This window comes from Bacillus sp. T-10(2022) (assembly GCF_056502895.1).
In genome coordinates, this window is sequence record NZ_CP113518.1 from 4164428 (window position 1) to 4176524 (window position 12097).

Consider the following 12097-nt stretch of genomic DNA (forward strand, 5'->3'; position numbering starts at 1 on the left):
TTAAAACTGTGGCTTTTTTTGCATCCTCTTATAAATCCTTGCGAAGTTCACCAACGACATGTCCCAATTCCGGAAGAATCAATTTATTCATCGCAAGCCGAACCGCCCCTGATGAGCCTGGGGTGGAAAAAACGGCTTTATTGTTCACGACTCCGGCAATCGCCCTGGATAGAATGGCGGCAGACCCGATATCCTCTTGATAACTGAGCATTCGAAAAATCTCGCCAAAACCGGGAATTTCCTTGGTCATCAACTCTTTGACCGCCTCGATCGTTACATCCCTATTGGCGATGCCAGTGCCACCATTTGTTAATATGACATCGACCTTGCTGATTTGGCTGCCAGAAGTGACCGCATCCTGAATCGCTTTCCGCTCATCTTTAACGATTACATATTCATTCACTTCATGACCATTCGATTTCAGCAATTCCATCATCAGTGCTCCGCTTTTATCCGTTTCTTCATTACGTGTATCGCTGACGGTTATCACCATGCAGCGAACTGCCTCCGTGACGGCTTTTTTATGATTCTTGACACTCATTCTTCATCAGCCTTCTTCTCCAGTAAATAACGATATTGATAGAACTTCTGGGCAAATTCACTGACACTCCGGGTCATTTGATAATTGGATCCAGCCCCGATGGCCATGCTGAAGAACGGTATGCCCCGAACCAGTTTTTTTCGAAAAACAGTAATGGATAATGCTTTCAACAGCTGCTTCAGAGGCTGTTCCATCCAGGTAGGGTTTGTCAGTTCTTCGATTCCTAAATAAAAATAGTCATCTTCTGCGGTCTGGACCTCGCGGATCAATTCTTCCCACGCTATTCCTTGGAGCCTCTTTGGCATCGCTCCTGCATTGAATACCTTAAGGGCCAGCATCATTTCAAACGGCGTATTCACCTCGACACCATAAGACATCGCAATAAGCTGTACGATCCTGACATTGATGACCGTCATGGCCGGAATATCGCTCCCTAGCAGAAGCAGGCCTCCTGATCCGCTCATCCCGCCCTGTGCAAATGAATATAAGCGATGCTTAGCGATATGCTGATTGGCTATGTAATTCAACTGATCGATCGATAAGTGATTCAAATCACTCAGCGTTTCGATATCTTCATTAAACACGCGCGCAGATGCTAAAATCCGCTCTCTTGCATCTATTTGAACTTGTGAGCTCTGAACCATGGCATGTAAATGAAAAAGCCAGGTATCCAGCTTTTCAAAAAACTGTTGTTGGACGTTTTCAGGAAGCAGGGCAAACCCCTGCTCCAACCATTTATCATACAAAGCAGCAAGGTCCGTGGGCTCATATTGATAAAGCTTTTCCTGCCATTCACTAATTTCATTCCAAATTTTCATTTCCCGGTTCGTGAATTCCATGCATCAAGCCTCCTATGTACAGAATTGGTGGATTCTCCCTTAAGTATACCATAGAGGACAGCTTTTCAGAGAACGGATGATGGGAATTCAGTATTAATGGGGATTGGCTGCATGGGCATAAACTCCATGAGGAGTCGGATTTCAAGGAGGAAATTTTATGGGAAAGACCCCTTACCAGAGGGATAAGGGGATCATTATAAAAAAACAGGAAGTCATGTTTTCCTAGTCTCGCTCAAAGCTATTTTCATGGTATCCCTGACAATCATGATTTCTTCATTAGTGGGGATGACCATGACTTTTACAGGGGAATAGGGTGCATTGATGAACGCTTCCTTGCCCGAGGTGCGATTGAGATCCTTATCCCAATATACCCCCATGAATTCAAGTCCCTCCAAGATTCGCCCCCTAATGGTTTGACTGTTTTCACCGATGCCCGCTGTAAAAATGATGCCATCCACACCTCCCATTTTAGCTGAATAGGAGCCAATGTACTTGTGAATTCGGTCTGCGAATACTTTAAGTGCGAGTTCAGCCCGCTCATTGCCTTTATCCGCTTCAACTTGAATATCGCGCAGGTCGCTGGAAAAACCGGAAAGGGCCAGGATGCCGCTTTTCTTATTCAGGACATCCAGAACTTCATCTGCTGTTTTACCCGTCTTCTCCATGATATAAGGAATCAATGCAGGGTCGATGTTCCCTGAACGAGTTCCCATAGTAACACCGGCCAATGGTGTAAATCCCATTGATGTATCAATTGATTTGCCGCCCTTTATGGCCGTGATGCTTGCACCATTCCCTAAATGGCACGATATCAATCGAAGCTGTTCAATTGGGCGGCCAATCATTACGGCTGCCCGCTGTGATACATATTTATGTGAAGTACCATGAAACCCATACTTCCTTATTCCGTATTTTTCATAATATTCAAGAGGCAAGCTGTACAAATAGGAACCTGCTGCCATCGTTTGATGGAAGGCAGTGTCGAATACCGCAACCGCTGGCACATCACCCAGTGCTTGCCTGAAGGCTTTGATCCCGGTGATATTGGCGGGATTATGAAGGGGCGCCAACTCGGAAAGCTTTTCGATTTCCTCTATTACATCCTCCGTAATCAAGACCGATTCGCTGAATACCTCACCGCCATGCACCACCCGATGCCCTACGCTTTCTATCTCTTCAAAGGAGTCAATGATGCGATGGTCAATCAGCTTTTCCAATAAAAGCCCTACAGCCACTTCATGATTTGGTATATCCATCGTTTCAGATACCTTTTCGCCTTCGAAGCTTAAAGTAAATGCGGAATCTTTCAAGCCGATTCTCTCAACAAGACCTTTTGTAATTACTTTTTCACTAGGCATCTCAAAAAGCTGAAACTTCAATGAAGAGCTGCCCGCATTAATAGCCATGATTTTTGACATCCATCCTGCTCCTTTTCTCTAAGCTAGTTCTTCCAATGTTATCTCAACGAAACATGCAGTATATTGAACAATCTTATCATGACAAGCGAATTCAACCAAATATTAATGAATAATTGCAAATAATCACTCTCAAATAAAAAAATGAAAGCCAATGCCCGGGGCATCAGCTTTCATTGTCTATTTTTCCTCTTTAAACCAATCGTCCATCTGTTGCATGACAGACCTGGTCGCTTCGAAATCCGACAACTTCGGAAGCTGTACGAGCAATGCCTTCTTCGGTGCTTCGATACCCTCTTTTTTCTTTTGAAGGATCAGGATGCTTTTCGCAGCCGCTTCACTTTTAAACATGGAAAGCGGCAATTGCACCATCCCTTGGATATGTGTATGCTTCTTCAGAAAATCATTGAGTTTCGGCGCTTCCTCCGAGACGAACAGGTTATTCGGGACAATGAAGAATAGATGTCCGCCATCCTTCGCATGTTTAACACCTTGTTCAATAAACAAATGGTGTGCATACGAATGTCCCTTATCGGCCTTCAATTCATATTCAGCTGCACGTACATCATTCGGATAATAACCAATCGGCAAATCACTGACCACAACATCTGAAGGATCGATGAAAAGCGGCTCCAGGCTGTCCTGGTTAAAAAATTGCAGCGGGTGTTCTTGCAGGTTGGCACCTGCATAAGCAAGCCTGATCAAGGTTTCGTCAATCTCGACACCATATGAAGCGATGTTTTTATCAGTAAGTTGATTCAAGATCGCAAATAGTAAGTTCCCCGTTCCGATGGCTGGATCGAGCATGACTATCTCTTTTTGATCCTTTGTGAATTTACCGACTAAATAACTGACGAACATGCCGACTGCATCAGGAGTCATATGATGATTCGGCTGAACGCTCTGCTGCATGCCTTTTAAAATGGCAAGCTGGTACGCTTTTCGGATTGCTTCTTTTTCATATTTCTCTGGTGAAAAATCTGCATAATGCTTCACTAACCTTTTTTTCGATACTTCACTGATTTCCTCCTGCAGGACTTTCCCTTCGAAGAAATTCTCGCCCGTTTCACCTAAGGCATCCAGATACGTACATGATAGTTCACTTTGCAATATTTGGGCTGTTTCATCAAATTCATAAAATAATTGTTCAACTGGGGTAGACTTCACTTATTAATTCCTCCTGTTTGCTTCTGTCCCTATTTTAAAGGTAAGAAGAAAGAGATACAAGCCGTACGTCCTGCTTATCATTCTTCGTTTGTTTAGCGTACCGTTTTCCGTTTTGAAATTCCGCATATAAGGAATCTCTCGCGCAAAATTTTAACCATGAGTAAGTAAAAGGTAAATTAAATACAAGGTGTAAAATTTGGACGTTGATTTCCACTTCAGGCACTCGCTTTCCGCGGGCGGTCGGGGAGCCTCCTCGGCTTGCGCCTGCGGGGTCTCCCCTAGACACGCTTTTCCCGCAGGAGTCTCGTACCTTATGTTCCAATCAACTTTGTTTTGAAATTAGATGGAAAACCTTTTGTCTAAAAACTCAAATACGGGTAGTGTTGTTGCCCTGTATTTTTTTTTTATTTGGATAGGCTCAATGAATGCCCAAACAGAATACCATGCATGAGGTGGTGATTATATATGGATAATCAATATCAAAACTATCATGGGCAGGTTAATCCGATAAATCAGCAACATGATATTCAGTCAGCAGATGAATTAAACAGGCAACAACAGGGGTTTCAACAAGGGTTTCGACAAGGATTTCGACAAGGGTATCGACAAGGATATCGAGAAGGATTTCGAGCAGGGCAACAACAGGGGTTTTTCCCAGGACCGAGACAATTGCCGTCGTGGCCTAATGAAATTGACATAAGAGTTGGAACACCTAATGGGCAAGAGTGGTCTGGCAAGGTTGTTTTACCACAAAATGGTCCGACTTTCGAGCCTTAACTGATCCAGCATATAATAAATGAATCTAGTCAAAAGAACCGAACTGTATCGATCGACCTCAGAAATTAATAATAACCACAACTTAAATGAATATTAGAGCCTAAAAAGGACCTGTCCACTTCAACGACAAGGTGTTTATCAACAAGAAAATCAACATTAAAACAAAAAACCGGGCACATTGCGCCCGGTTTTTTTTGAATTCGCATCTTATTTTGCCGCTTTAGCCGCTTCGATTGCACCTTCGTAATTAGGATGGCTGGTGCCTTCACTTACATATTCTACATATGTGATTTCATCAGAGCTGTTCACTACGAATACAGAGCGAGCCAATAGACGAAGTTCTTGCATGACTACACCATATGCTTCACCGAATGAAAGGTCACGGTGATCGGAAAGAACTTGAACATTATCCAAGCCGCTGGCAGCACACCAGCGTTTTTGCGCGAAAGGAAGATCGTTACTGATCGTAAGTACTTTTACATTATCCAATTTTGCCGCTTCTTCATTAAATTTACGTGTCTGTGCGTCACAAACACCTGTATCCACGGATGGAACCACGCTGATAATGCGGACAGAACCTTTGGAGTCGTTTAAAGTAACCGGAGATAAGTCATTAGCCAATACTGTAAAATCAGGTGCTTTGTCCCCAACTTTTAGTTCTGGTCCCACTAAAGTGATCGGGTTGTTTTTAAATGTAACTGAAGCCATTAAAAATTCCTCCTTTTTCTGCTATATGTACAAGCATAATAATATTTGTTTTGCCGGAATTTTGCAATTAATTGAATTGGGAAATGTGATTGGTGCTTGTACATGACATCCAAGCTTTTGAATCTGTAATGACATACTGCAGCAAAAATAAAAACTCGGCGGATGCCGAGTCGCAGTTAGAAATCAATATCCATTTTAGGTTCTTGGTACCTTTTTGCAGCTTGTTGACTGCCGCCTTGGTTTTGATTACTGCCCTGCTTTTGATTATTGTCTTTCTTGGATAGCATGGACTGGATCTTATCGACGACTTGAGGAGCTAAATCCATCATTTTTTCGAGAAGATGCGTCCCTTCATCCAGATGGATCATTTTCACCCCATGGGAACCGACAATCAAAAAGGCAATTGGTGTTATGGAAACCCCGCCGCCGCTACCGCCGCCAAAGGGCTGCTTGGAACCACCTTGCTGTCCTTGCTGGTTTCCATCCATCACAAATTCGCTGCCACCGGCTGCAAAACCAAATCCCACTTTGGATACGGTTAAAATGACACTTCCATCCGGAGTTTCCACCGGATCTCCGATGATCGTGTTCACATCGACCATTTCTTTCAGATTTTCCATAGCTTCTTTCATTAAACCTTGGATCGGATGATCTGACATTTAAATTCCCTCCACTCTAGAACGATTGTTTATTGGAATCACCTGATAGCTTCGCTAATTTCCTCGACTTGAAATGCGGCTTCCCGCCTTTCCAATAACGAAGCAGTTTTATTCCAGTCACCATAGCCTGCCCGATTCTAAATTGTAATATGCAGGAAATCGACGTGTTTGCCTGCCATCTCTGAAAGTCGGGTGTAATGGAATAGGAGGGCATGATCCGGAAGTTGAAATAGCTTGTCAGCAACCCGATGATGGAACCTTTGAGTGCCCAGCATGCTCCAGTTAAGACACCGGTGTGTGCAGCGTTTTTAGTACCGACCTTACTATGCCAGGAGAATTTTTTGACTTGGACTTTCCCAGCGAAGTGACGGACGATCTTATGGAATCCGATGATATGCTGAAGCATCTCCAGAATGTCTGCAAATCCGTCACGCAGATCTTCGGCTGTGATTTTTTTCTTTTCTTCCTTTTTTGTTTTTCCGTTCATTTCTTTTTCTTCGTTTACTACTACAGTTGCCGAGTCATCTTCCATTTTCATGACCGGAACCTTGAGTGTATAGTGAAAAAGCCCGTACCAAGCTGATAATTTAATATGTATTAGGTCATTCGTTTGGACACGTTTGTAGTCGATGGACACTTTTACTTTAGTGAAAACAACAATAAGCAGCACCAAAATGAGGATACCTATTATCAACAAAAGCCACTTCATGCACCCACACCCCTTCAGCCTATCATTATCGGCATATGCAAAAAAAATAAACCTGCAAAAGCGAAAATCACGCTCTTACAGATTTATGAATGGAAAAAATCATCTTCTGATCAACACTACGCCCGTGTCTGCAAAGACATCATGCAAAGCCTGTTTCTTCGGTAATAGGCCTGCCAAGAGATAGCCAATCCAAGTGACCTTTGAAATATAGCGGCCAATCAGCTCCCTGAACAAAATCGTTCCCCATGAAATGTTTTTTTTCTCTTCCTTCAATGCAACGACTTTCAGTCCAAAAATCATTTTACCAAGAGTTTGGTTCAAGAATTTGGTCATCAAAACAAAGTATAAGAAGAATACGACCCCCGTTAAAAAGCCCTCTGCGGAAAACCAGAGATCATCTGTCCCTTCATAAAACTTGAAGATGGGATGAATCAAAATCCGGTTCAAACTTCCGATAACCAATAGATCGGCTAAATAGGCCCAAAACCTCATCCAAAAACCGGCAAAATGAACTTTCTTGACACCATCATCATCCACGGCCTTACTGGCTGTTGAAAATCCCTGCTGAACGGGAATCTCTTGATCTGCCATTAGATTGGTTGAAGCGATTTGTTCATTATTTTCATTTCTTTCCGTCATCCTTCAGCCCCCCTATTCCGCATACAAATACATTAAGCGTGGAGAATTTGAAGAGGAAAGGATTTTTGTCAAGACTGCCGTTTCCACATCATTTCCCAACATTTTTTGCGCACCCATACTGAATAATGAACCGAATCCTGCCTCATCTGTATAACGGATAACTTGAGCATCCTTTTCACCGATATCCGTTTTCATCGCGGCAATTACATCATCCAAATGGCCGAAATCATCGATTAGATGGTTTTCTTTAGCCTGACGTCCATCATAAATGCGGCCATCGGCGATTTCCCTTACTTCCTTCTCTGACATACCGCGTCCGTCTGCAATGATTTTTACAAATTGGTTATAAGAATTATCGATCATGTCTTGGAGTATTTCACGTTCTTCACCAGTCATTTCCCGGGTCGGACTCATAATATCTTTGTGTGGTCCGCTTTTGATGGTTTGGAACTCAACACCATACTTCTTGGCCAACTTCTCGTAATTATACCCCTGCATGATGACACCAAGTGAACCCGTCATCGTTTCCGGACTAGCATAAATCTTATCGGCTGGTGCAGAAATATAATATCCTCCTGAAGCCGCCATAGACCCCATTGATACATAAACAGGTTTTTTCACTTTCTTGATATCAAGGATCTTTTCATATATCTCTGCACTTTCGACGACACCGCCGCCTGGAGAATTCACCCGAAGGATGATTCCTTTGATATCATCATTTTCCTCAGCCATCTTCAGCTTATCCATGAAGGCACGGTGATTATATGTTGCCGAACTAAGTAATGAGGCTTCTCCTGTATCTTGAATCGTGCCCTCTACATCGAATACGGCAATTACATTAGAGAAATCATCGCCTTCTATGACTTCCTCGTAAAATGCACTTTCAGAAGCAAATAAATCATCAATGATATTTTCCGTATCCGCTGTAAATATAGTCGTAGCCGTGCCTACAACAATAGAAACAAAAAATAAAACGGCTGCAATTCCAAGTGCCGCCCAACGCTTTCCATTCATCTGTTTTCCCCCTTAAATATATGTATCCTTCTTACCATACGAACTAAAGACGAAAATGTTTCATTCCATGATAAACCAAGACATATAAAATTGTAGCAAATAATCCTCCAATTGGAAATATATTGGTGCATTTTGCACAATCTCCATTTATTTTTCAATCTTCATTAATATATTAGTTTTACCAAGTTTCAATTTTTGAGCGGAGCAGTAAATGCCGTAAACGGAAAATCAGCTCAACTAAAAGACTGCCGGGATCATCCCGACAGCTTCTCTATTTATTGCTTTGGAGCTAATTCAATTGCTGACTGAATGGCCGCAAGCATGCTTTTTTCATCAGCGATGTTCTTTCCAGCGATATCAAAAGCTGTGCCATGATCTACGGAAGTTCGGACAATTCCGCCCTTGAGCCCTACGGTAATATTGACCCCAGCCTCAATCCCCATAACCTTGATTGGGGCATGTCCCTGATCATGATAACAGGCAATGACAATATCAAAATCTCCACGCCCAGCCCGGTAGAACAATGTATCTGCAGGAAGCGGTCCGCTTACATTGATTCCTTCAGCCTGTGCCCTTTCTATTCCAGGCATTAACTTCTCTTCTTCTTCACCATTTCCAAATAAGCCATTTTCCCCTGCATGTGGGTTTATTCCACAAACGGCAATGCTTGGGTTTTGGAAGCCCGCCTTTGTCAGCGTTTCATGTGCAAGTTTAATTACTTTGTACGTCCGCTCAGGATTAATGCTTTCGATAGCTTCAATCAGCCCCATATGAGTCGTCAAATGGATGACCTTTAAATTGGGAGTGGTCAGCATCATCGAAAAGTCATTTGTATCAGTAAGGTCAGCAAGAATCTCTGTATGACCCGGATACATATGACCGCCTTTGTGGAGCGCTTCTTTATTCAGTGGGGCTGTACAGATTGAATGAATCTTCTTCTCCTTTGCCAGGTCGATGGCCTTTGCCAAGTATTGAAAGGCGCCGTCTCCCGCTAAAGCAGAAACTTCTCCAAATGGAAGGTCCAAAGGCAGGATGTCCAGATCCAGAACATCTATCGAACCGAACTCATATTTCGCCTCTGTAGGATCTTTTATGGCATGAACCGCTCCCTCAAAGCCTACTATAGGCTTAACCTTTTCTATTATTTTCGCATCTCCGATAATTAGCGGCCTGCACTGTTGATACACCTCAACGTGAGCCAGTGCTTTTACGATAATTTCCGGGCCAATTCCCGCCGCATCTCCCATCGTAATTCCGATAATGGGTCTCATCAATCATTCTCCCCCTTCAACTTATTCATCGCATGAATAAATACGTCCTCTGAACCAAATCCTCCAGCTTTCGTGACGACATAAATATCGTCATTACCTAGGAATTTGGAGATTGGGACTCCTATTTCCAGTTCATCCAGCAATTCGAAACCTTTTACATCCCATAGATTGCATATTTGCTTGGCCGTATCGCCGCCGGTCATTGTCACACCTTTAAAATATTGTTTCTCTAACAGGACAGAACATACTGTTCCAATCGCTTTCACAATCTCGTTACTGACCTGTGTATGAGTAAGGCCTTTAGATTCGCCTGTTTTCCAAGCCATTTCAATATCCGCTTTTTCTGCAGTGGAATAAATGACGACATCCTGCCCTTGTGCTGCCATTTGGATGGCCTCATGATAGACTCTCCTGATTTCCTCAGTTCTTTCCCGGTCGTCCCCTACAGCTTTATGGGACTCGAATGATATGGCATGTACCTGGGTCTGTTCCAGCATTTTTTTCAACTGTTTCCGTGAATTCTTATTTACACTTCCGATCACTGTAAGGACCGGCGAGCTTGAATTAGGGATCTTCAATCGATTTTCCTTGTGTGGAATGGAATAATGGTCAGGCAGGTAATTGGCGATCCCTGCCGATCCCGCCCAGGCCACTTCAAGATTCATTTCCTTTGTATAATTCAATATGTCGTTCAAATGCTGCTCTTCGGTTGCATCGATGATGATATACGTTATCGAATCCTTTGCAAACCCTAATAACTTTCTGTTCACATGGTTTTTGCCTTTGTCCAAATCTCCCACTGTAATTGTACCAATTTTATGTGATGTCTGGGCGCCAATCAACTCTGGCAGATACGATTGGGTCACAGGCGTTTTTGGGTCCTTGGAAATCTCTGTTTCTCCAAGAGGAATACCATTTAAATAGTGGGTAGAATCCAGAATTGACCTTCCATTTTTAGGATAACCCGGAGCGATCATGACTAAATCCGGCCTTATAGCATCATAGATGCCATCGATTTCAGCACCGATATTACCGCGCATTGTCGAATCCAGCTTTTTGAATATCGTTGAGAAGCCAGCCCGCTTTAAAAAACCTGCCGCTGCCTTGACTTTATCGTAAGCATCTTGCCTCTCAAGTGAGCGGCTGTCTGTATCAAATACGACGGCATCATAATCCCGTACATTTTCTTCATCCAATCCAAATAGTACGGTCGTTTTAAGACCATGTCGAGCCAATTGGACTCCGCTATCATTGGCGCCTGTTAAATCATCCGCAATAATCGCTAATTTCATTTAAATCCCTCCAAAACATGGGCTAGCCTAATTATTGTATTTAGCCACTCCACCCTTCTTATCCAAATGCTTGGATAGGAAGCCGATGAATACCGGGAGAAGGATAGCTGTTGTTACAACACTTGCTGCAATTTGTACAGTAGCAAGCTCCGCATGGATCCCGAATGAAGCATTCGCTGCCACGATAGCCACCGGAGTCCCGACGGCGTTACCCGCAGTGGAGCCTTCAGAAGCACCGACAATCGGGTTCCATCCTATCCATTTAAAGATCAGATACCCTCCTCCACCAGTTAGGAGAACTGTAATCACGCCAAGTAATACTCCACTTAATCCACCTTGGATTATCGCTGTGAAATTAATCCCCATACCTAATGAAAAAGCAAAGAATGGAACAAGCTTATCGCTTCCTTTAGAAAGGAAATCTTTCATCTCGGAATCCAAATTCCCTAATACCACCCCGACTAGCAGTGGAAGCAATACGGCTATGAACGAAGTTGGAGAGAACATGCCATCAGCGAAGCCCATTGTCCCGAAAATAGCAAGCGCTACCATTGTTAAGAATGGACCGTCACTTAAAGCGAGAAATGGATAGGCAGCCTTGTCTTCTTCTTTCCCATACTGACCGGCTAATGCAATATAAAGCCCGCCATTGGAATTTGTCATGGCTGCAATAATTGCCAATGGTGCCATCCCTAAAAACAATCCGTTACTATCTGCCAGCCAGAACCCAAGTAGGCCGACCAGTGCTCCTAACACCCACTTATATGTTAAAAGTATAACGCCCTTTTTCACCGAAGTGCCTGCTGTACGAAGATTGATTTGCGTTCCGGCAATTAAGAGGAATAATGCTATCAAAGCACTTGAACTGTTCACGAAGAGTGCTTCCGTAAAACCGCCAATCCTTAATAGACTAGGAAATAATGTATTGATAGTGGCTGCCAGCAATAGCGGAACAACCATCATCCCCCCTGGGATACGATCAAGCGTTGCTTTAATTCTCATAATAAAAACCCCTTTGTTTTATTATTAAAGCGCTTACAATATTCATATTAAAATACGATGTTAA

General features: G+C 43.1%; 13 protein-coding genes. 1 reads left to right on the plus strand and 12 read right to left on the minus strand.

Annotation, left to right across the window (positions count from 1 at the left end; all coding sequences use genetic code 11):
• Positions 1 to 28: 28 nt before the first annotated feature.
• The 4 genes from OSJ91_RS20350 to OSJ91_RS20365 form a co-directional block, all read right to left on the minus strand.
• Positions 29 to 541: a MogA/MoaB family molybdenum cofactor biosynthesis protein gene (locus OSJ91_RS20350; protein ID WP_350299702.1), complete on the minus strand. Its 513-nt coding sequence runs from the start codon at positions 539 to 541 to the stop codon at positions 29 to 31.
• Entirely contained in the window at positions 538 to 1380 is an 843-nt protein-coding gene (locus OSJ91_RS20355) for an EcsC family protein (RefSeq protein WP_485890313.1), read from the minus strand. Before OSJ91_RS20355 ends, OSJ91_RS20350 begins: the two co-directional genes overlap by 4 nt.
• Positions 1381 to 1592: 212 nt before the next feature.
• Positions 1593 to 2798, minus strand: coding sequence for an acetate kinase (locus tag OSJ91_RS20360; protein WP_350299704.1), 1206 nt, complete (start codon positions 2796 to 2798; stop codon positions 1593 to 1595).
• 177 nt (positions 2799 to 2975) lie between these two features.
• Entirely contained in the window at positions 2976 to 3962 is a 987-nt protein-coding gene (locus OSJ91_RS20365; protein ID WP_137018157.1) for a class I SAM-dependent methyltransferase, read from the minus strand.
• Positions 3963 to 4427: 465 nt separating this feature from the next.
• On the opposite strand from OSJ91_RS20365, the gene OSJ91_RS20370 reads away from it, so the two are divergent.
• Positions 4428 to 4739, plus strand: coding sequence for a hypothetical protein (locus OSJ91_RS20370; protein ID WP_350299705.1), 312 nt, complete (start codon positions 4428 to 4430; stop codon positions 4737 to 4739).
• 207 nt (positions 4740 to 4946) lie between these two features.
• Here the strand turns inward: OSJ91_RS20370 and tpx are convergent, their stop codons facing one another.
• From tpx to OSJ91_RS20410, 8 genes are all read right to left on the minus strand, one after another.
• Entirely contained in the window at positions 4947 to 5447 is a 501-nt protein-coding gene (gene tpx / locus OSJ91_RS20375) for a thiol peroxidase (RefSeq protein WP_101222931.1), read from the minus strand.
• Between the two features lie 176 nt (positions 5448 to 5623).
• Positions 5624 to 6106 carry a GerW family sporulation protein gene (gene ytfJ / locus OSJ91_RS20380; protein WP_350299706.1) on the minus strand — a complete coding sequence of 161 codons (483 nt, stop codon included), beginning with the start codon at positions 6104 to 6106 and terminating at the stop codon, positions 5624 to 5626.
• Between the two features lie 16 nt (positions 6107 to 6122).
• Positions 6123 to 6815, minus strand: coding sequence for a DUF2953 domain-containing protein (locus OSJ91_RS20385; protein ID WP_485890314.1), 693 nt, complete (start codon positions 6813 to 6815; stop codon positions 6123 to 6125).
• Between the two features lie 99 nt (positions 6816 to 6914).
• Positions 6915 to 7454 (minus strand): RDD family protein, encoded by a 540-nt coding sequence (locus OSJ91_RS20390; protein WP_350299708.1) that lies wholly within the window; start codon positions 7452 to 7454, stop codon positions 6915 to 6917.
• A gap of 12 nt (positions 7455 to 7466) precedes the next feature.
• Positions 7467 to 8468 carry a signal peptide peptidase SppA gene (gene sppA, locus OSJ91_RS20395; protein ID WP_485890315.1) on the minus strand — a complete coding sequence of 334 codons (1002 nt, stop codon included), beginning with the start codon at positions 8466 to 8468 and terminating at the stop codon, positions 7467 to 7469.
• Positions 8469 to 8743: 275 nt separating this feature from the next.
• A complete protein-coding gene (pdxA, locus tag OSJ91_RS20400; protein WP_350299710.1) occupies positions 8744 to 9739 on the minus strand; it encodes a 4-hydroxythreonine-4-phosphate dehydrogenase PdxA in 996 nt (331 codons plus the stop codon).
• Complete coding sequence (locus OSJ91_RS20405) at positions 9739 to 11031, minus strand: four-carbon acid sugar kinase family protein (RefSeq protein WP_485890316.1); 1293 nt, start codon at positions 11029 to 11031, stop codon at positions 9739 to 9741. The genes pdxA and OSJ91_RS20405 overlap by 1 nt, the downstream gene beginning before the upstream one ends.
• A 27-nt stretch (positions 11032 to 11058) precedes the next feature.
• Positions 11059 to 12033 (minus strand): 2-keto-3-deoxygluconate permease, encoded by a 975-nt coding sequence (locus tag OSJ91_RS20410; protein ID WP_485890317.1) that lies wholly within the window; start codon positions 12031 to 12033, stop codon positions 11059 to 11061.
• Between the last annotated feature and the right edge of the window lie 64 nt (positions 12034 to 12097).